This window comes from Ruminococcus sp. RTP21358st1_G6_RTP21358_211008 (genome assembly GCF_040908885.1).
GTDB lineage: Bacteria > Bacillota > Clostridia > Lachnospirales > Lachnospiraceae > Blautia_A > Blautia_A faecis.
On record NZ_JBDGDM010000006.1, the window covers coordinates 22,014 to 39,523 of the forward strand.

The window sequence follows — 17,510 nt, forward strand, 5'->3', positions numbered from 1 at the left end:
GTTATTACGGAAGATGCTGCTATTGCTTGTAAACAGAATAGCAGTAGCTTTATATTATAAACCAAAGAAGAGAGGTAACTTATGGGAAAATATTTTATGGGGAAGGGAGTAAAGCTCCTTACAGAGGAAACTGAGAATAAGATCAGAATCTATAAGCTGGGACTGCTTCAGCCGGAATTTGGACATATGCCATGCATCAGTGGGAATGCATTTACTTTTTTATTGGCAGAAGAAGGAGAAATACAGTGTCAGATAAATCAGGAGAAAGTAGATCTGGAAGCTGGAGAGGCTTTATTTATCAATGCAGGACAGTCCTATCGTCTGGTCAGAAGTGAGAAGGAAAGCAGCAGTTTTTATATAATTGAGGTGGCTGGAGAGTATCTGGCAGCTGGAGATGAGAGCCTTCAGAATAAATATATTTCACCGGTTGCAGAAGCAGAATCATTCGCTTATTGCAGGTTTATGCCATCAGCTGAGGAAGATACAGATGAAGACATTCTTCTTCAGGCACTTCTTGCCGCTGCGCAGACAGCAGAAGGCAGGGATATGGCCTATGAACTGGATATGAAGAGCTGGCTGTTCACTGCATGGGGAAGCCTTTATAAGAAATTTGCCCAGCCGCGTCCAGAATGTAAGAATGCAGTGATCAGGGAACGGTTGAAACTAAATCGTATGACAGGATATCTCACGGAGCATTGTAACGAGAAACTGACTCTTTCTGCTATGGCAGAAGCATGCCAGGTAAGCACTGGTGATTTTTGCCGTTTCTTTAAGAAACATATGGAGATGACTCCATTCGAATATTTGCAGAAATGCAGAATCTGGAACAGTATGGATGCAGTTCTGGAGAAGACTGCTTCCATGGGAGATATTGCAGTGGAAAATGGTTTTGCAGGAGCAAGCTATTTTTCAGAGACTTTCCGAAAAGAGATGGGCTGTTCTCCTGCAGATTATCGGAAATGGTACCGTGGCCTGTCAGATGAATGTCCGATAATCACCGGAGAAAATAAAGAAGAAAGCGCCAAGGTGTCAAAGAAGGATAAAAAAGGAAAGTCTGGTAAAAACGTTCCTTCTTATTTATTATAGAAAATTAGCTGCGTCGATTTTTTTACGCAATTCAGGGAAAACACCGTTTATAAAAATAATACAAAGATCCCAAAGCTTTTCCGAAGGCCACCGCGATCACGACCCATCGGATTCCATTGGTCAGTTTGATCCTTCTGGAAAAGATGGGGAAAACATCTGCCATCTCAGCAAGTGCCATGATCCATCCGCCCAGAAAGATACCGGAAAAAAGTCCATAAAGGAGCAGAGCAAAGGTTCCGCCTGGAATGTGCCAGCCATAGAGGAAAAAAAGGTTGCCACATACAATGCCAAGAAGCGTAATATCTTCATATAACAATATATGTTTTCCTGTATGAGTGATACCGGCATAGCGGGGAACGATGGAAAGACCGATAAGCAGGCCAACTACACCGCCTGCGATGATGATTCCAGAGCAGAAGCCAACTATGGATAGAAAAACTTGCTGGAGCATGGGTGAATTCTCCTTTCACGAAACGGACCTGTCGCTGAGAAAAGTTTGTTGTTTTGCAACTATCATAACAACATTTAGTATGGAAAGAATCTTAGAAAATATGCGTTTTTTCTGTACATTTGTGAAGTTAAATAGTATAATAAAACGATGCGGCAATGGAAAGAATAGGATTGGCGCAGATATTATTTGATAGAAAAGTTGAGTATAGAAAGATAGAGGATGTAAATCTGTGAATGTGAATTTAAAACAGAGGTTCCAGGAAATTCTGGAAGATAACCGGATACTGGAAGCGGAGCTTATGAGCAGGCATACTACATTCCGAATTGGCGGTCCGGCAGATTTCTTTCTGGTACCGGAGAATGCTGACGAGATTAGGAGAATCATAGCAGTTTGTAAGGAAAAAAATGTTCCATATTTTATTCTTGGAAATGGAAGCAATCTTCTTGTAAGCGACAAGGGCTATCAGGGAGTGGTAGTGCAGCTGTATAGAAACTTTGGACAGATCAGAGTTGAAGACAGCCGGATCCATGCCCAGGCAGGAGCTCTTTTATCTGGAATTGCTGCAGCTGCAAGAGAGGCATCGCTGACTGGCTTTGAGTTTGCAGGGGGAATTCCGGGAACCTTAGGCGGCGCTGTGGTGATGAATGCAGGAGCGTATGGCGGAGAAATGAAGGATGTTCTGAAAGAAGTCACGGTTCTTACTCCAGAGGGCGGAGTCCTGACCTTGCAGGCAGATGAACTTCACATGGGTTATCGAACCAGTGTGATAAAAGAAGCTGGCTATATTGTTCTGGAAGCTGTCATTTCTCTTGAAAAAGGTGATCAGGAGGAGATTCGCAGCCGTATGCAGGAGCTGGCAGGGATGCGAACCAGCAAGCAGCCGCTTTCTTATCCAAGTGCAGGAAGCACTTTCAAACGGCCAGAGGGCTATTTTGCAGGTAAACTGATCATGGACAGCGGATTGCGAGGCTATCAGGTAGGCGGTGCCCAGGTTTCCGAGAAACATTGCGGTTTCGTGATCAATACAGGAAATGCCACAGCGAAAGATGTTACTACATTGATGTCTGACGTTCAAAGAATTGTTCTGGAGAAATTTGGTGTGAAGCTTGAACCTGAGGTGAAGTTTCTGGGAGAATTCTAGATCCATAAAGAGTCCTTTGGAATGGACTTAAGACACATAAGAGGCAGATGAGTTCAATTTGCGTTACAGGTTAGGTTATGAACATTAAACATTCTGCCCGGCAGGAGATAAATTATGCGATTTGTAATTGTTACAGGCGTTTCCGGTGCTGGAAAATCCACAGTGCTGAAAATGCTGGAGGATGCCCACTATTTTTGTGTGGACAATCTTCCTATTCCATTGGTGGAGAAATTTGCTTCCCTGATGCTGGAAGTACATGAAGAAGGAGTCCAGAATGCGGCTCTTGGTATTGATGCCAGAAGCGGTCACTCTCTGGAAGAACTGGCACAGGTTCTGGATCATATGAAAGAAGCTGGATATGATTTTGAGATTCTTTTTATGGATGCAGAAGATTCCGTGCTGGTAAAGCGTTATAAGGAAACCAGACGCAGCCATCCGCTTGCCAGTAACGGCAGGGTAGATGACGGAATCCGTCTGGAACGCCAGAAAATGGATTTTCTTCGTAAGAGAGCTGATTATATTATTGATACCAGTCACCTTCTTACAAGGGAGCTGCGCCAGGAAATTGAGAAGATTTTTGTAAATAATGAAAAATTCTGTAATATGATGGTCACGGTTCTGTCTTTTGGATTTAAGTATGGAATTCCGGCAGATGCAGACCTGGTATTCGATGTGCGTTTTCTTCCGAATCCATATTATGAGGATGAATTACGTCCCCTTACCGGTATGGATGAGAGCGTGTTTAATTATGTGATGGATAATGAGACCGCAAGGATTTTTGCAAATAAACTGGAAGATATGGTGGAGTTCCTGATTCCTAAGTATGCACAGGAGGGTAAAACAAGCCTTGTAATTGCAGTTGGCTGCACAGGGGGCAAGCACCGTTCCGTTACCATTGCAAGAGAGTTGTATAGCCGGATCGCCAGAAATGGTGAATACGGTTTTCGATTGGAGCACAGAGATGTGGATAAAGATCGCCTATTGAAAAAATAGAAAGAGGAGATCGATGAATGTCTTTTTCAGGGATGGTGAAAGAAGAACTTTCCAGGCATATCGGCTCCGGAAGACACTGCAGGATTGCGGAACTGGCTGCAATCTTTACTTTCTGCGGCAGCCTGGAGGCTGGAACTGATGGGAAAAAATCCCTGCGTATCCAGACAGAAAATGAGGCACTTTCAAGAAAAGGCTTTACATTATTGCAAAAAACATTTAATATAGAGACAGATGTATCAAATTCCCGGATTGACTGTTTCAGAAAGGGAAATCTTTATTGTATTTCCATTATTGATCAGGTTTTGGTAAAGGAAATACTGGATTCTGCCAAGCTGGAATTTTCGGGAGTGAGCGGAGGAATGCCACTTGTATCCAATTCTATTGTATATCAGAGGGATTGCTGCAAAAGGGCGTTTGTACGCGGTGCTTTTCTCTCGGCAGGTTCGATCAGTGATCCGCAGAAGGGATATCATTTCGAAATTGTATGTCCCAGCCGGGAGATCAGCGGGCAGCTACAGGAAATTATTCACAGCTTTCATATAGATGCCAAGATTGTTCTGCGTAAGAAGTCTTATGTACTCTATGTGAAGGAAGGCGCACAGATCGTAGACATGCTTGCTATTATGGAAGCAAATGTTGCTCTTATGGATCTGGAGAATATCCGTATCCTGAAAGAGATGCGCAATTCTGTGAATCGGAAGGTAAACTGTGAGACTGCTAACATAAATAAGACGGTTAATGCAGCAGTGAAGCAGATCGAGGATATCAGACTTCTTGAGGAAAAGGTGGGCCTGGAGAGTCTGAATGAAGGACTTGAGGAGATCGCCAGATTGCGGTTGCAGTATCCGGAAGCAACACTTAAAGAACTAGGATTGATGTTGAATCCACAGGTTGGAAAGTCTGGAGTAAATCACCGGCTTCGTAAATTAAGCCTGCTTGCAGATGACCTGAGGGAAAACAAGGAGGAGTTATTATGATTAAAAAACCAATCACCATTCACCTGTCCACAGGGCTTGAAGCCAGACCCGTTGCACAGCTGGTACAGGTGGCAAGTCAGTTCAACAGTGAAATTTATGTAGAAGTAGGCAAGAAGAAAGTAAATGCCAAGAGTATTATGGGTATGATGACACTGGGACTTGACGCCGGTGAGGAGATTACACTTTCTGCTAATGGTGAAGATGAAGAAGCTGCGATGAGCAGTATTGAACAGTATCTGAGCAACCAGTAAAGGCTGCCGTAAAAAGTGAGGATGGTTACCAATGTCTAAGTTTTTGAAATTTATAGTACATTTTGTTGTAATATGTACCATACTTTGTGTGGTTGCATTAGCGGTTCCTCCATTCTTTGGAGTGACGACTGAAATCAGAGACGACTCCACAGTCAAGTCAAATCTGGCAATGGGATCTGTTACATATGCAATTCCGGTTAAAACCGAAGAAGCAGCTCTGGGTACACCGATCCTTGTAAATGATGAGAATGCAGTGTATCGTTATACACTGGCCAGCGCTGAAGTCACAAATGGTACAGGTACTGCTATGGATCCAACTGTTTCTCAGGGACAGCCGATTAATGTGGCAATTGGAAGCTACCTTCCGAAAATTGTTGTAACAATTCCGTTTATCGGATATCTGATGGCAGCTACCAAGAGTATTGAGGGTCTGATTGTTCTTGGGCTTACCGTTTTGTTTCTGATTATTCTTTATGTAATCGCAGAACTCTGGAAAAAAGATCTGGATGATTATGACGACTATCCGGAGGATACAGAACCAGGATACGTGAAGAGCCGTAAAGAGCTGAAGAAAGAAGAAAAGCGTAAAGAGCGTGAGTACCGTGATGAAGAGCGTGAAATCAAAGCTCAGGGCAAGCGCAGCAAGAAAGAGAAGCGTAAGATCCGTACCGGTGGCTTTGTGGATGAAATCGATGAAGATGATTTTGATGTAGAGGAAGAGGAAGCGCCACAAAGAGCTGTACAGAGTGCTACAAGTGAAGCACATGAACTTCTGAAGAAAGAAGTAGCAGCAGCTACTGCAAAAGACTCCAAACCAGTCAGGAAGTCTGCTAAGCCTGCAACACAGACTAAGAAGGCAGCACTGAAGAAGAAAGCAGCTCCGGAGATTCATGAGGAAGAAGAGGATAAACCAGTTGAGATCAAGAAACTGGCAATCCCAAGATATTCACCGGCGCAGCTTGCTGCGAAAGCAAAGAAAGAAGGAGATGCTCCTGACATTGTAAAGGATGAGATAACCAAGGTAACTTTGTTTGATTATTCTGATATCTTTGCTGACGAAGATGAGGATGAAGACGAATACTATGATGATGAAGATTAATTCATTATTATAATAGGAAAGAAGAGGCATTCGATGATGCCTCTTCTCGTTTTTATATTAAGGAAAAGACAATGATTTCGTAAGGTTTTAGAGCCACTGTGTTAAATAATGAAAGCTGATTGATAGTTGCCGGCAGCAGGAGTGTAACCGACAGCTATTAGAAGCACTATATAATAGGAAGAAAGAAAAAACTGGAATATACACACTCACATCTTGCATAAAACCATTTTCAGACACACTCTGGATTGTATTTAAAATAATACAAAAAAACATCTGGATTTTTTGAAAAAAACACTTGCAATTTTTAAAACCTTTGTGTATACTAATATCTGCTGTGACATGATAGCAATGAAGCGCGAGGTTGCCGCCGACTAAGGCGGGTTTTCCGTGGAGCGAATGTCAAGTTAGGAAACTGACGACAAGTCACTGTACAAGTTCAATAGCCATCTTGGGATGGGACGTGTGAAAGAATGTCCGTAGCAGGAAGATGTTTTAGGACACACACGGAGATGTGTACAGTCGCCGCTTGTCGTACTGATAGTGAGTACGAATAGGAGGAGACTTTTTTTATGGCAAATCAGGTAATGAGAATCACATTAAAAGCTTACGATCATCAGTTAGTAGATGCATCTGCTGCAAAGATCATCGACACTGTTAAGAAGAATGGTGCAACAGTTAGCGGACCGGTTCCGCTTCCAACTAAGAAGGAAGTTGTTACAATCTTAAGAGCTGTTCACAAATATAAAGATTCCAGAGAACAGTTTGAGCAGAGAACACATAAGAGACTGATTGATATCATTGCTCCGACCCAGAAGACAGTTGATGCACTGTCCAGACTGGAAATGCCTGCTGGTGTTCATATCGACATCAAGATGAAGGCAAAATAATTAATCTTGTAAATGCATAAGCATTTAGCTATTTATTATATGATTACCCGAAAGGGCAATCCGCTATAGGAGGAAGAAAGATGAAGAAAGCTATTTTAGCTACCAAAGTCGGAATGACTCAGATCTTCAACGAAGATGGAATGTTAATTCCGGTAACCGTTTTACAGGCTGGTCCATGTGTCGTAACTCAGGTTAAAACAGATGAGAACGACGGATACACAGCAGTTCAGGTTGGCTTCGGCGACATCAGAGAGAAACTGGTGAACAAACCGGAAACAGGCCACTTTGCAAAAGCAGGCGTTGCAGTTAAGAGATTCGTTAAAGAATTCCGTTTTGAGAACGCTGCTGAATATGAGGTAGGACAGGAAATTAAAGCTGATATCTTTGCAGCTGGAGATCACATCGATGCAACAGCAGTTTCAAAAGGTAAAGGCTTCCAGGGCGCAATCAAGAGACATGGACAGTCCAGAGGACCTATGGCTCACGGTTCCAAATATCATCGTCATGCAGGTTCCAATGGTGCTTGTTCTGATCCGAGCAAGGTATTCAAAGGAAAACACATGCCAGGTCATATGGGAAGCGAGCAGGTAACTGTTCAGAATCTTGAGATCGTACGCGTAGATACAGAGAATAACTTACTGTTAGTTAAAGGTGCTGTTCCAGGACCTAAGAAATCCTTGGTTACAATCAAAGAGACAGTAAAGTCCTTATAATAAGAAAGGAGGAGCACACAAATGGCAAACGTAACTGTTTATAATATGGAAGGCAATGAAGTTGGAACAATGGAGCTGAACGATGCAGTATTCGGCGTTGAAGTCAATGAGCATCTTGTTCACCTTGCTGTTGTTCGTCAGCTTGCAAATAAACGCCAGGGTACTCAGAAAGCGAAAACTCGTTCTGAAGTAAGCGGTGGCGGAAGAAAACCTTGGAGACAGAAAGGAACCGGTCATGCTAGACAGGGATCCATCCGTGCTGCACAGTGGACAGGCGGCGGAATTATTTTCGCACCAACTCCAAGAGATTATGAAGTAAAAATGAACAAAAAAGAAAGAAGAGCAGCTCTTAAATCCGCTCTGACTTCCAAAGTTCAGGACAATAAATTCGTAGTTGTTGATAGCCTTGCACTTGCTGATGCAAAGACAAAAGAAATGCAGAAGGTTCTTACAAACCTGAAAGCAGAGAAAGCTCTTATTGTAACAGCACAGGAAGACAAGAACGTAATCCTTTCTGCAAGAAATATCGAGAACGTACAGACTGTAGCTGCTAACGGCATCAACGTATATGATGTTATGAGCCACGGTACTGTAGTAGTAACTAAAGACGCTGTAGCATCCATCGAGGAGGTATACGCATAATGGCAGATATTAAATATTACGACGTGATCAAAAGACCAGTGATCACTGAAAAATCCATGGCTGCTATGGGTGAGAAGAAATATACTTTCCTTGTTCATCCGGAAGCAAACAAAGCTCAGATCAAAGAAGCAGTTGAGAAAATGTTCGATGGAACAAAAGTTAAAAGCGTAAATACCATGAATCTTGATGGTAAGAAAAAACGCCGCGGAATGGTGGTTGGAAAAACTGCTAAATCCAAAAAAGCTATCGTAGCCCTTACAGAGGACAGCAAAGACATCGAGATCTTCGAGGGTCTTTAATTAACAGATAGCAGTTTATACGCATTCAAAAGCGTGAGAACAAATTTGAAAGGAGAAAAGAAATGGGAATCAAAAGTTATAACCCATATACCCCGTCTAGAAGACATATGACTGGTTCCGACTTCTCTGAGATCACTAAAGCAACACCAGAGAAATCCCTTACCGTGTCTTTAAAGAAAAACGCTGGACGTAACAACCAGGGTAAGATCACTGTAAGACATCAGGGAGGCGGAAGCCGTAGAAAATATAGAATCATTGACTTCAAGAGAAGAAAAGATGGAATCCCGGCAGTAGTTAAATCTGTTGAGTATGATCCGAACAGAACAGCAAACATCGCACTTATCTGCTATGCAGATGGCGAGAAAGCATACATTCTTGCTCCGGAAGGACTTAAAGTTGGACAGAAAGTTATGAACGGACCGGAAGCTGAAATCCGTGTAGGTAACTGCTTACCGTTAGAGCTTATCCCGGTTGGTACTATGGTTCATAACATTGAGCTTCACCCAGGAAAGGGCGGACAGATGGTTCGTTCCGCTGGTAATGGTGCTCAGCTTATGGCTAAAGAAGGCAAATACGCTACACTTCGTCTCCCATCTGGTGAGATGAGAATGGTTCCGATCATCTGCCGTGCTACAGTTGGTATCATCGGAAATGGTGATCACAACCTGATCAACATCGGTAAAGCTGGCCGTAAGCGTCACATGGGAATCAGACCTACAGTTCGCGGTTCTGTTATGAACCCGAATGACCATCCACATGGTGGTGGAGAGGGCCGCGCTCCGGTTGGACGTCCAGGTCCGTGTACACCTTGGGGCAAACCTGCTCTTGGTCTGAAGACAAGAAAGAAAAACAAAGCGTCCAACAAGCTCATCGTAAGAAGACGCGATGGAAAAGCTTTAAGCAAATAATAAGGAGGATTAAGAATGTCTCGTTCACTGAAAAAAGGACCTTTTGCAGATCAGAGCTTACTTAAAAAAGTAGATGCATTAAACGCTGCAAATGATAAATCCGTAATCAAAACTTGGTCACGCCGTTCCACAATCTTCCCGTCTTTTGTTGGACATACAATCGCTGTCCATGACGGAAGAAAACATGTGCCGGTATATATTACTGAGGATATGGTTGGTCACAAACTTGGTGAGTTTGTTGCTACCAGAACCTACAGAGGACACGGAAAAGACGAAAAGAAATCCGGTGTTCGTTAGTTAGTACTTTTCACCAGGCTGCCTGATCGCAAGAAGCGGTCCGGGCAACCCAGGTGTTTACCTGAATATTGAATATGACGAAAGGAGGCACTTTAAAATGGCAAAAGGACATAGAAGCCAGATTAAGAGAGCCAGAAATGAGAATAATAGAGAGACAAGACCGTCTGCAAAATTATCTTATGCAAGAATTTCTGTTCAGAAAGCCTGCTACGTTTTAGATGCAATCCGTGGCAAAGATGTGCAGACAGCACTTGGTATCCTGACATACAACCCAAGATACGCTTCCAGCGTAATCAAAAAGTTACTGGAATCAGCTATTGCTAACGCTGAGAACAATAACGGAATGAACGCAGACAATCTCGTCGTTGCAGCCTGCTATGCAAATAAAGGACCTACAATGAAGAGAATCCAGCCAAGAGCACAGGGTAGAGCTTACAGAATCGAGAAGAGAACAAGCCATATTACCATCGTGCTGGATGAGAAATAAGGAGGATAAACATGGGACAGAAAGTTAACCCACATGGCCTTAGAGTCGGTGTTATCAAGGATTGGGATTCAAGATGGTATGCAGAGAGCGATTTCGCAGACTATCTGGTAGAGGACTACAACATCAGAACATTCCTCAAAAAGAAATTATACAGCGCAGGTGTTTCCAAGATCGAGATCGAGAGAGCATCTGACAGAGTCAAAGTTATCATTTACACAGCTAAACCTGGTATCGTAATCGGTAAAGGCGGCGCTGAGATCGAGAAAGTTAAAGCTGAACTTGCTAAATACACAGACAAGAAGCTTATCGTTGATATCAAAGAAGTTAAGAGACCAGACAGAGACGCTCAGCTTGTTGCAGAGAACATCGCTCTTCAGCTGGAGAACCGTATCTCCTTCAGACGTGCTATGAAATCTACAATGCAGCGTACAATGAAATCTGGAGCAAAGGGAATCAAAACATCCGTATCCGGACGTCTTGGTGGAGCTGATATGGCTCGTACAGAGTTCTACAGCGATGGAACTATTCCGCTTCAGACACTTCGTGCAGACATCGATTATGGTTTCGCAGAAGCAGACACCACATATGGCAAAGTTGGTGTAAAGGCATGGATCTACAATGGTGAGATTCTTCCAACTAAAGGAACTAAGGAAGGGAGCGATAAATAATGTTAATGCCAAAAAGAGTTAAACGTCGTAAACAATTCCGTGGCTCCATGAGAGGAAAAGCCCTTAGAGGTAATCAGATCAATTATGGTGAATTCGGTCTTGTTGCTACCGAGCCTTGCTGGATCAGATCTAATCAGATCGAGGCAGCCCGTGTTGCTATGACCCGTTATATCAAACGTGGTGGTAAGGTTTGGATCAAGATTTTCCCAGATAAACCAGTAACAGCAAAACCAGCAGAAACTCGTATGGGTTCCGGAAAAGGTGCCCTGGAATACTGGGTAGCAGTTGTTAAACCAGGACGTGTTATGTTTGAGATCGCAGGCGTTTCTGAAGAAATCGCTCGTGAGGCATTACGTCTTGCAATGCACAAGTTACCATGTAAATGCAAAATAGTTTCTCGTGCAGAGTTAGAAGGCGGTGATAACAGTGAAAATTAATAAATTCGTAGAAGATTTACAGGCAAAATCAGCTGCAGAATTAAACGAAGAATTAGTAGCTGCTAAGAAAGAACTTTTCAATCTGAGATTTCAGAATGCAACCAATCAATTAGACAATACAGGACGAATCAAAGAGGTTCGCAGAAATATTGCCAGAATCCAGACAGTGATCACTGCGAAAGCTAACGCTTCCAAATAGTGAATTTAGGAGGACATAATCGTGGAAAGAAATCTGAGAAAAACCCGCGTGGGTAAGGTTGTCAGCAATAAGATGGATAAGACCATCGTAGTTGCAATTGAAGACCATGTAAAACATCCTCTTTACAAGAAAATCGTGAAGAGAACATATAAATTAAAAGCTCATGACGAAAACAATGAGTGCAACATCGGTGATACCGTAAAAGTTATGGAGACCAGACCGCTGTCCAAAGACAAGAGATGGAGACTGGTTGAAGTAGTAGAGAGAGTTAAATAAGGAGGATAACCAGTATGATTCAGCAGGAAACAAGACTGAAAGTTGCCGACAACACTGGTGCAAAAGAAATCCTTTGTATCCGTGTTATGGGTGGCTCTACAAGAAGATATGCAAACATCGGCGATACAATCGTTGCTACTGTTAAAGATGCAACACCAGGCGGCGTTGTTAAAAAAGGTGACGTAGTAAAGGCTGTTGTAGTTAGATCCAAAAAAGGCGCTCGTCGTAAAGACGGATCCTATATCCGTTTCGATGAAAATGCTGCCGTAATCATTAAAGACGACTTAACTCCGAGAGGAACACGTATCTTTGGACCAGTTGCCAGAGAGCTTCGTGAGAAAAAATTCATGAAGATCGTTTCCTTAGCTCCGGAAGTATTATAGGAGGGTGCCTAATGTCAGCTATGAAGATTAAAAAAGGTGATACTGTTACAGTAATCGCTGGTAAAGATAAAGGCAAAGAAGGCAAAGTCCTTGCCGTTAACGTAAAAGACAATACCGTATTAGTAGAGAACGTTAATATGGTTACAAAACACACCAAACCATCAGCTGCAAACCAGAATGGTGGAATCATCACAAAAGAAGCTCCGCTTCACATCTCCAACGTAATGCTTATGGCAGATGGAAAAGCAACAAGAGTTGGCTTTAAGATGGATGGTGACAAAAAAGTCCGCGTTGCCAAAGCAACAGGTAAGGTTATCGATTAATTGAGAGAGGAGGCAGACATAAGTGAGTAGATTAAAAGAACTTTATACTAATGAGATCATGGATGCCATGACCAAAAAATTCGGATATAAAAACGTTATGCAAGTGCCAAAACTCGACAAGATCGTAATTAACATGGGTGTTGGTGAAGCAAAAGAGAACGCTAAGCTTCTTGACGCAGCTATTGCTGATATGGAGCTGATCACAGGACAGAAAGCTATCGCAACAAAAGCTAAAAAATCTGTTGCTAACTTCAAAATCAGAGAGGGAATGCCGATCGGATGTAAAGTAACATTAAGAGGCGAGAAGATGTATGAGTTCGCTGATCGTCTGATCAACCTGGCACTTCCACGTGTACGTGACTTCCGTGGCGTTAATCCTAACGCATTCGATGGAAGAGGAAACTACGCTCTTGGTATCAAAGAGCAGCTTATCTTCCCAGAAGTTGAGTACGATAAAGTTGACAAAGTAAGAGGTATGGACATTATCTTCGTTACAACAGCAAATACTGATGAGGAAGCTCGTGAGTTACTGAAGCTGTTCAACATGCCTTTTGCGAAATAAGTAGAGGAACATTCCAAAGTTGACCGCCGGCTCCTTGCCGGGGTCAGCAGATCTGATATAGGAGGAACGATTCATGGCTAAGACAGCAATGAAAATCAAACAGCAGCGTCCAGCTAAATTTTCCACAAGAGAATATAGCCGTTGCAGAATTTGTGGACGTCCACATGCATATTTAAGAAAATACGGAATCTGCAGAATCTGCTTCCGTGAGTTAGCTTACAAAGGACAGATCCCGGGAGTTAAGAAAGCTTCCTGGTAAGCCGAAGCTGAAAGTCGCTTAATGAATGTAAGCCGTAAGGCGAACATGAATTTCGTGCAAAGTCCATCCCGAACCTTAACGAGTACAAGCCGCAAGGTGCAGTACCGGTTTAGTCACGGGATGATGTTACACAGGTAACACGTAAATTTATATAAATATACTATGACATGTAAAGTCTGAATATGAGGAGGAAACTAACATGACAATGAGCGATCCAATCGCAGACATGCTTACAAGAATTCGTAATGCAAACACTGCAAAACACGACACAGTAGATGTACCAGCATCCAAGATGAAAATTGCAATTGCAAACATCCTTGTTGATGAGGGATACATTGCAAAATACGATTTAGTTGAAGATGGTGTTGTTAAAAACATCCATATCACACTGAAATATGGCGAAGACAAAAACGAGAAGATCATCACAGGTTTAAAGAGAATCTCTAAACCGGGTCTTCGTGTTTATGCTGGTAAGGAAGAGCTTCCGAAGGTTCTTGGAGGACTTGGAATCGCAATCCTTTCCACTAATAAAGGTGTTATCACCGATAAAGAAGCTCGTAAACTTCAGGTAGGCGGCGAGGTTCTTGCATTTGTATGGTAAGCTTCGGCTCCGTACATTCAAGAAGTAGACGAAACACTGAAAACAGAGAGGTTGCGAAAACCTCTCCGATAATCTAAGTAAGGAGGACACATAGTATGTCACGTATCGGTAGACTTCCGGTTGCTATTCCGGCAGGAGTTGAAGTATCTGTTGCAGAAGGAAACGTAGTAACCGTAAAAGGACCAAAAGGAACACTTGAGAGAGCGCTTCCAACAGAGATGGAAATCAAAGTTGAAGATGGTCATGTAGTTGTTGCAAGACCAAACGACTTAAAGAAAATGAAATCCCTTCACGGCTTAACAAGAAGCCTTATCCACAACATGGTTGTTGGTGTAAGCGAAGGATACACCAAGACTCTTGAAGTTAACGGTGTTGGTTACAGAGCCGCTAAGCAGGGCAAGAAGCTTACTTTAAACCTTGGATATTCTCACCCGGTAGAAATGGAAGATCCGGAAGGTATTGAGACCAAAGTAGACGGTAACAAGATTATCGTTTCCGGTATCAGCAAGGAAAAAGTTGGACAGTTTGCAGCTGAGATCAGAGATAAGAGAAGACCTGAGCCATACAAGGGTAAAGGTATTAAGTATGATACTGAGGTTATCAGACGCAAAGTTGGTAAGACTGGTAAGAAATAATTAAGGAGAGTGAGAAAATGGTTAATAAAGCATCTAGAGCGGAAATTCGCGAGAAAAAGCATAGAAGATTACGTCATCATTTAAATGGCACTGCAACAACTCCGCGTCTTGCAGTATTTCGTTCCAATAAACACATGTATGCACAGATTATCGATGACACCGTTGGAAAGACTTTAGTATCTGCTTCTACTCTTCAGAAAGACGTAAAAGCACAGCTTGAGAACACCGACGATGTTGCAGCAGCAGCATATCTTGGCACTGTAATCGGTAAGAAGGCAGTGGAAGCCGGCATCGAGGAAGTTGTTTTTGACAGAGGTGGATACATTTACCATGGTAAAGTAAAAGCACTGGCAGACGCAGCAAGAGAAGCTGGACTGAAATTCTAATAAGGAGGAGCGAAACACATGAAACGTAATCTTATTGATGCTAGTCAGTTAGAGTTAGAAGATAAAGTAGTATCAATCAAGCGTGTTACCAAGGTTGTTAAAGGTGGTCGTAACTTCCGTTTCACAGCTTTAGTTGTTGTAGGTGACGGCAATGGACACGTTGGTGCAGGACTTGGAAAGGCAGCCGAGATTCCGGAAGCAATCCGCAAAGGAAAAGAGGATGCTATTAAGAAATTAGTAACCGTAGCAAGAGATGAGAATGGTTCCATTACACATGACTTCGTAGGTTCTTACGGAAGCGCTTCCATGCTTCTTAAGAGAGCTCCGGAAGGTACTGGAGTTATCGCCGGCGGCCCGGCTCGTGCCGTTATCGAGTTAGCTGGTATCAAAAACATCCGTACAAAATGTATGGGATCCAGAAATAAGCAGAATGTTGTTCTTGCAACCATCGAAGGCTTAAGACAGTTAAAAACTCCGGAAGAAGTTGCAAAACTTCGTGGAAAATCTGTTGATGAGATTCTGGCTTAAGGAGGAATATTAAAATGGCAAATACATTAAAAGTTACTTTAGTAAAATCTCCGATTGGCGCAGTTCCGAAGCACAAACTTACTGTTAAAGCAATGGGTCTTACCAAAATGCACAAAACAGTTGAGATGCCAGACAATGCGGCAACAAGAGGAATGATTCAGCAGGTACAGCACCTGGTAAAAGTAGAAGAAGCATAATTACAAAAAGGAGGTGCCATAATGGAATTATCAAACTTAAGACCAGCTGAGGGTTCTAAGCACAGCGATAACTTCAGAAGAGGCCGTGGACATGGTTCAGGAAACGGCAAAACAGCTGGTAAAGGCCATAAAGGACAGTTAGCACGTTCCGGACACAAGAAACCGGGATTTGAAGGTGGACAGATGCCTTTATACAGACGTCTGCCTAAGAGAGGATTCACAAACAGAAACTCTAAAGAGATCATTGCAATCAACGTTGATGTTCTGAACCGTTTTGAGGATGGTGCAGAGGTTACAGTTGAGAGCTTACTTGCAAGCAGTGCAATTTCCAAAGCTGGTGACGGCGTTAAAATCCTTGGAAACGGCGAGCTTACCAAGAAGCTTACAGTTAAAGTAAACGCTGTAAGTGAGACTGCAAAGTCTAAAATCGAAGCTGCAGGTGGTACAGTAGAGCTGATCTAATAGAGGTGATCAAATGTTTGAAACTCTCAAAAACGTTTTCAGAGTAAAAGAGATGAGACGTAAACTCCTCTATGTATTATGGATGATTCTTGTCATCCGTATTGGATCACAGCTTCCTGTTCCAGGAGTAGACAGCGATTTCTTTAAAGAGTGGTTTGCTAAAAACACTGGTGACGCATTCAATTTCTTTGATGCGTTCACCGGTGGCTCATTTACCCAGATGTCAATCTTTGCATTGAACATCACGCCATACATTACATCATCCATTATCATGCAGCTTCTCACAATTGCCATTCCGGCTCTGGAGGAGATGCAGAGAGATGGAGAAGAGGGCAGAAAGAAAATTACTGCCATTACCCGTTATGTAACTGTTGGTCTTGCGTTGTTTGAGTCTGTGGCAATGGCAATCGGTTTTGGTCGCCAGGGTCTGATCCCGAACATGAACTTCTTTAAGGGCTTAACTGTAGTTGCTTGTCTCACAGCTGGTTCTGCCATGCTGATGTGGATCGGTGAGCGTATTACTGAGAAGGGTGTTGGAAATGGTATTTCCATCGTCCTGACCATTAACATCGTTTCCCGTGTTCCAAGTGACTTATCTCTTCTTTATGAGAACTTCATCAAAGGAAAAACAATTGCAAAAGGACTGCTTGCAGGGGTTATCATTGTTGCAATCATCGTTGTCATGGTGGTATTCGTACTGATCCTTAACGGTGCAGAGAGAAGAATTCCTGTTCAGTATTCCAGAAAAATGGTCGGCAGAAAACTGATGGGTGGTCAGACTACCAATATACCGCTGAAAGTTAACACCGCTGGTGTTATTCCGGTTATCTTTGCTTCCTCAATTATGTCTTTCCCAGGCGTAATCGCACAGCTTGCAGGAAAAGCTAATGGAACCGGCATCGGCAGTGAGATTATTCGAGGATTATCATCCAATAACTGGTGTAATCCAAGTCAGCCACAGTATAGCTGGGGACTGCTTCTGTATATTGTACTTTGCGTATTCTTTGCATATTTCTACACTTCCATCACATTCAACCCGCTGGAAGTTGCAGACAATATCAAAAAGCAGGGTGGTTTCATTCCTGGTATTCGTCCAGGAAAACCAACGTCAGACTATTTGACTAAAATCTTAAATTATATTATATTTATAGGTGCAGTAGGCCTGATTATCGTTGCGGTTATTCCGTTCTTCTTCAATGGAGTATTCGGTGCAAACGTATCCTTCGGTGGTACTTCCATCATCATTATTGTTGGAGTTATCCTGGAGACTGTGAAACAGATTGAATCACAGATGCTTGTCCGCAATTACAAAGGCTTCCTGAACAACTAAAAGAATAAAGGTTGTGGTGCTTATATGCGTCAC

The 17,510-nt window shown here is 42.7% G+C and carries 29 protein-coding genes; 28 read left to right on the forward strand and 1 reads right to left on the reverse strand.

Going from position 1 to position 17,510, the window contains the following annotated elements; genetic code table 11:
* Positions 1-81 precede the first annotated feature (81 nt).
* Positions 82-1,086, forward strand: coding sequence for an AraC family transcriptional regulator (locus tag AB5Z12_RS03485; RefSeq protein WP_148461646.1), 1,005 nt, complete (start codon positions 82-84; stop codon positions 1,084-1,086).
* A 31-nt stretch (positions 1,087-1,117) separates the two neighbouring features.
* Here the strand turns inward: AB5Z12_RS03485 and AB5Z12_RS03490 are convergent, their stop codons facing one another.
* Entirely contained in the window at positions 1,118-1,537 is a 420-nt protein-coding gene (locus AB5Z12_RS03490) for a stage V sporulation protein AB (RefSeq protein WP_148461645.1), read from the reverse strand.
* Positions 1,538-1,766: 229 nt separating this feature from the next.
* Here AB5Z12_RS03490 and murB point away from each other — a divergent pair, with 229 nt between their 5' ends.
* The 27 genes from murB (at position 1,767) to secY (ending at position 17,477) form a co-directional block, all read left to right on the forward strand.
* Positions 1,767-2,678, forward strand: a complete 912-nt coding sequence (gene murB, locus AB5Z12_RS03495; protein ID WP_148461644.1) for a UDP-N-acetylmuramate dehydrogenase — start codon at positions 1,767-1,769, stop codon at positions 2,676-2,678.
* Between the two features lie 114 nt (positions 2,679-2,792).
* Positions 2,793-3,671 carry an RNase adapter RapZ gene (gene rapZ / locus AB5Z12_RS03500; protein ID WP_118581226.1) on the forward strand — a complete coding sequence of 293 codons (879 nt, stop codon included), beginning with the start codon at positions 2,793-2,795 and terminating at the stop codon, positions 3,669-3,671.
* Between the two features lie 17 nt (positions 3,672-3,688).
* On the forward strand, positions 3,689-4,648 hold the full coding sequence (whiA, locus tag AB5Z12_RS03505; RefSeq protein WP_148461643.1) for a DNA-binding protein WhiA: 960 nt from the start codon (positions 3,689-3,691) through the stop codon (positions 4,646-4,648).
* Positions 4,645-4,899 carry an HPr family phosphocarrier protein gene (locus AB5Z12_RS03510; RefSeq protein ID WP_118581220.1) on the forward strand — a complete coding sequence of 85 codons (255 nt, stop codon included), beginning with the start codon at positions 4,645-4,647 and terminating at the stop codon, positions 4,897-4,899. The genes whiA and AB5Z12_RS03510 overlap by 4 nt, the downstream gene beginning before the upstream one ends.
* 31 nt (positions 4,900-4,930) lie before the next feature.
* Positions 4,931-5,998 (forward strand): hypothetical protein, encoded by a 1,068-nt coding sequence (locus AB5Z12_RS03515; RefSeq protein WP_148461642.1) that lies wholly within the window; start codon positions 4,931-4,933, stop codon positions 5,996-5,998.
* A 569-nt stretch (positions 5,999-6,567) separates the two neighbouring features.
* Positions 6,568-6,885 carry a 30S ribosomal protein S10 gene (gene rpsJ / locus AB5Z12_RS03520; protein ID WP_117852518.1) on the forward strand — a complete coding sequence of 106 codons (318 nt, stop codon included), beginning with the start codon at positions 6,568-6,570 and terminating at the stop codon, positions 6,883-6,885.
* 80 nt (positions 6,886-6,965) lie between these two features.
* On the forward strand, positions 6,966-7,598 hold the full coding sequence (rplC, locus tag AB5Z12_RS03525) for a 50S ribosomal protein L3 (protein ID WP_117852520.1): 633 nt from the start codon (positions 6,966-6,968) through the stop codon (positions 7,596-7,598).
* A gap of 21 nt (positions 7,599-7,619) precedes the next feature.
* The gene (rplD, locus tag AB5Z12_RS03530; protein ID WP_118581214.1) at positions 7,620-8,240 is read left to right on the forward strand and encodes a 50S ribosomal protein L4; all 621 of its coding nucleotides are present in this window, start codon (positions 7,620-7,622) and stop codon (positions 8,238-8,240) included.
* Entirely contained in the window at positions 8,240-8,539 is a 300-nt protein-coding gene (rplW, locus tag AB5Z12_RS03535; RefSeq protein ID WP_117852524.1) for a 50S ribosomal protein L23, read from the forward strand. Before rplD ends, rplW begins: the two co-directional genes overlap by 1 nt.
* Before the next feature lie 62 nt (positions 8,540-8,601).
* Positions 8,602-9,447, forward strand: a complete 846-nt coding sequence (gene rplB, locus AB5Z12_RS03540; protein ID WP_118581211.1) for a 50S ribosomal protein L2 — start codon at positions 8,602-8,604, stop codon at positions 9,445-9,447.
* Between the two features lie 15 nt (positions 9,448-9,462).
* Positions 9,463-9,744, forward strand: a complete 282-nt coding sequence (gene rpsS / locus AB5Z12_RS03545; protein ID WP_015526921.1) for a 30S ribosomal protein S19 — start codon at positions 9,463-9,465, stop codon at positions 9,742-9,744.
* Positions 9,745-9,841: 97 nt separating this feature from the next.
* A complete protein-coding gene (gene rplV, locus AB5Z12_RS03550) occupies positions 9,842-10,231 on the forward strand; it encodes a 50S ribosomal protein L22 (protein ID WP_117852663.1) in 390 nt (129 codons plus the stop codon).
* An 11-nt stretch (positions 10,232-10,242) separates the two neighbouring features.
* Entirely contained in the window at positions 10,243-10,899 is a 657-nt protein-coding gene (gene rpsC / locus AB5Z12_RS03555) for a 30S ribosomal protein S3 (RefSeq protein ID WP_117852529.1), read from the forward strand.
* The gene (gene rplP / locus AB5Z12_RS03560; RefSeq protein WP_117852531.1) at positions 10,899-11,336 is read left to right on the forward strand and encodes a 50S ribosomal protein L16; all 438 of its coding nucleotides are present in this window, start codon (positions 10,899-10,901) and stop codon (positions 11,334-11,336) included. Before rpsC ends, rplP begins: the two co-directional genes overlap by 1 nt.
* Positions 11,326-11,535 carry a 50S ribosomal protein L29 gene (gene rpmC / locus AB5Z12_RS03565; protein WP_118581208.1) on the forward strand — a complete coding sequence of 70 codons (210 nt, stop codon included), beginning with the start codon at positions 11,326-11,328 and terminating at the stop codon, positions 11,533-11,535. Before rplP ends, rpmC begins: the two co-directional genes overlap by 11 nt.
* Positions 11,536-11,553: 18 nt before the next feature.
* Positions 11,554-11,811, forward strand: coding sequence for a 30S ribosomal protein S17 (gene rpsQ, locus AB5Z12_RS03570; RefSeq protein ID WP_117852536.1), 258 nt, complete (start codon positions 11,554-11,556; stop codon positions 11,809-11,811).
* A 14-nt stretch (positions 11,812-11,825) separates the two neighbouring features.
* On the forward strand, positions 11,826-12,194 hold the full coding sequence (gene rplN, locus AB5Z12_RS03575; RefSeq protein ID WP_022067326.1) for a 50S ribosomal protein L14: 369 nt from the start codon (positions 11,826-11,828) through the stop codon (positions 12,192-12,194).
* An 11-nt stretch (positions 12,195-12,205) separates the two neighbouring features.
* Positions 12,206-12,517, forward strand: a complete 312-nt coding sequence (gene rplX, locus AB5Z12_RS03580; RefSeq protein ID WP_118581205.1) for a 50S ribosomal protein L24 — start codon at positions 12,206-12,208, stop codon at positions 12,515-12,517.
* Between the two features lie 22 nt (positions 12,518-12,539).
* Positions 12,540-13,079: a 50S ribosomal protein L5 gene (gene rplE, locus AB5Z12_RS03585; protein WP_118581202.1), complete on the forward strand. Its 540-nt coding sequence runs from the start codon at positions 12,540-12,542 to the stop codon at positions 13,077-13,079.
* A 73-nt stretch (positions 13,080-13,152) separates the two neighbouring features.
* Complete coding sequence (locus tag AB5Z12_RS03590) at positions 13,153-13,338, forward strand: type Z 30S ribosomal protein S14 (RefSeq protein WP_117852543.1); 186 nt, start codon at positions 13,153-13,155, stop codon at positions 13,336-13,338.
* A 199-nt stretch (positions 13,339-13,537) separates the two neighbouring features.
* The gene (gene rpsH / locus AB5Z12_RS03595; protein ID WP_148461641.1) at positions 13,538-13,939 is read left to right on the forward strand and encodes a 30S ribosomal protein S8; all 402 of its coding nucleotides are present in this window, start codon (positions 13,538-13,540) and stop codon (positions 13,937-13,939) included.
* Between the two features lie 95 nt (positions 13,940-14,034).
* Entirely contained in the window at positions 14,035-14,574 is a 540-nt protein-coding gene (gene rplF, locus AB5Z12_RS03600) for a 50S ribosomal protein L6 (RefSeq protein ID WP_118581196.1), read from the forward strand.
* A 17-nt stretch (positions 14,575-14,591) separates the two neighbouring features.
* Positions 14,592-14,960, forward strand: a complete 369-nt coding sequence (gene rplR / locus AB5Z12_RS03605; protein WP_118581193.1) for a 50S ribosomal protein L18 — start codon at positions 14,592-14,594, stop codon at positions 14,958-14,960.
* Between the two features lie 18 nt (positions 14,961-14,978).
* Complete coding sequence (rpsE, locus tag AB5Z12_RS03610; RefSeq protein ID WP_117852552.1) at positions 14,979-15,488, forward strand: 30S ribosomal protein S5; 510 nt, start codon at positions 14,979-14,981, stop codon at positions 15,486-15,488.
* A 14-nt stretch (positions 15,489-15,502) separates the two neighbouring features.
* On the forward strand, positions 15,503-15,685 hold the full coding sequence (rpmD, locus tag AB5Z12_RS03615) for a 50S ribosomal protein L30 (RefSeq protein WP_117852555.1): 183 nt from the start codon (positions 15,503-15,505) through the stop codon (positions 15,683-15,685).
* 21 nt (positions 15,686-15,706) lie between these two features.
* Positions 15,707-16,147: a 50S ribosomal protein L15 gene (gene rplO / locus AB5Z12_RS03620; protein ID WP_118581190.1), complete on the forward strand. Its 441-nt coding sequence runs from the start codon at positions 15,707-15,709 to the stop codon at positions 16,145-16,147.
* A gap of 13 nt (positions 16,148-16,160) precedes the next feature.
* Complete coding sequence (gene secY / locus AB5Z12_RS03625; RefSeq protein ID WP_148461640.1) at positions 16,161-17,477, forward strand: preprotein translocase subunit SecY; 1,317 nt, start codon at positions 16,161-16,163, stop codon at positions 17,475-17,477.
* The last annotated feature ends 33 nt before the right edge of the window (positions 17,478-17,510 follow it).

Excerpts from the sequence above, each read along its gene's own strand:
- rplD (WP_118581214.1), top strand. The coding sequence starts at position 7,620 with ATGGCAAACGTAACTGTTTATAATATGGAAGGCAATGAAGTTGGAACA.
- rplB (WP_118581211.1), top strand. The coding sequence starts at position 8,602 with ATGGGAATCAAAAGTTATAACCCATATACCCCGTCTAGAAGACATATG.
- whiA (WP_148461643.1), top strand. The coding sequence starts at position 3,689 with ATGTCTTTTTCAGGGATGGTGAAAGAAGAACTTTCCAGGCATATCGGC.
- rpsH (WP_148461641.1), top strand. The coding sequence starts at position 13,538 with ATGACAATGAGCGATCCAATCGCAGACATGCTTACAAGAATTCGTAAT.
- rplF (WP_118581196.1), top strand. The coding sequence starts at position 14,035 with ATGTCACGTATCGGTAGACTTCCGGTTGCTATTCCGGCAGGAGTTGAA.
- AB5Z12_RS03510 (WP_118581220.1), top strand. The coding sequence starts at position 4,645 with ATGATTAAAAAACCAATCACCATTCACCTGTCCACAGGGCTTGAAGCC.
- AB5Z12_RS03590 (WP_117852543.1), top strand. The coding sequence starts at position 13,153 with ATGGCTAAGACAGCAATGAAAATCAAACAGCAGCGTCCAGCTAAATTT.
- rplR (WP_118581193.1), top strand. The coding sequence starts at position 14,592 with ATGGTTAATAAAGCATCTAGAGCGGAAATTCGCGAGAAAAAGCATAGA.
- rplC (WP_117852520.1), top strand. The coding sequence starts at position 6,966 with ATGAAGAAAGCTATTTTAGCTACCAAAGTCGGAATGACTCAGATCTTC.
- AB5Z12_RS03485 (WP_148461646.1), top strand. The coding sequence starts at position 82 with ATGGGAAAATATTTTATGGGGAAGGGAGTAAAGCTCCTTACAGAGGAA.
- AB5Z12_RS03490 (WP_148461645.1), bottom strand. The coding sequence starts at position 1,537 with ATGCTCCAGCAAGTTTTTCTATCCATAGTTGGCTTCTGCTCTGGAATC.
- rapZ (WP_118581226.1), top strand. The coding sequence starts at position 2,793 with ATGCGATTTGTAATTGTTACAGGCGTTTCCGGTGCTGGAAAATCCACA.
- rplO (WP_118581190.1), top strand. The coding sequence starts at position 15,707 with ATGGAATTATCAAACTTAAGACCAGCTGAGGGTTCTAAGCACAGCGAT.
- rplP (WP_117852531.1), top strand. The coding sequence starts at position 10,899 with ATGTTAATGCCAAAAAGAGTTAAACGTCGTAAACAATTCCGTGGCTCC.
- rpsS (WP_015526921.1), top strand. The coding sequence starts at position 9,463 with ATGTCTCGTTCACTGAAAAAAGGACCTTTTGCAGATCAGAGCTTACTT.
- rplN (WP_022067326.1), top strand. The coding sequence starts at position 11,826 with ATGATTCAGCAGGAAACAAGACTGAAAGTTGCCGACAACACTGGTGCA.
- rpsC (WP_117852529.1), top strand. The coding sequence starts at position 10,243 with ATGGGACAGAAAGTTAACCCACATGGCCTTAGAGTCGGTGTTATCAAG.
- rplV (WP_117852663.1), top strand. The coding sequence starts at position 9,842 with ATGGCAAAAGGACATAGAAGCCAGATTAAGAGAGCCAGAAATGAGAAT.
- rpsJ (WP_117852518.1), top strand. The coding sequence starts at position 6,568 with ATGGCAAATCAGGTAATGAGAATCACATTAAAAGCTTACGATCATCAG.
- rplW (WP_117852524.1), top strand. The coding sequence starts at position 8,240 with ATGGCAGATATTAAATATTACGACGTGATCAAAAGACCAGTGATCACT.
- secY (WP_148461640.1), top strand. The coding sequence starts at position 16,161 with ATGTTTGAAACTCTCAAAAACGTTTTCAGAGTAAAAGAGATGAGACGT.
- rpmD (WP_117852555.1), top strand. The coding sequence starts at position 15,503 with ATGGCAAATACATTAAAAGTTACTTTAGTAAAATCTCCGATTGGCGCA.
- rplX (WP_118581205.1), top strand. The coding sequence starts at position 12,206 with ATGTCAGCTATGAAGATTAAAAAAGGTGATACTGTTACAGTAATCGCT.
- rpsE (WP_117852552.1), top strand. The coding sequence starts at position 14,979 with ATGAAACGTAATCTTATTGATGCTAGTCAGTTAGAGTTAGAAGATAAA.
- AB5Z12_RS03515 (WP_148461642.1), top strand. The coding sequence starts at position 4,931 with ATGTCTAAGTTTTTGAAATTTATAGTACATTTTGTTGTAATATGTACC.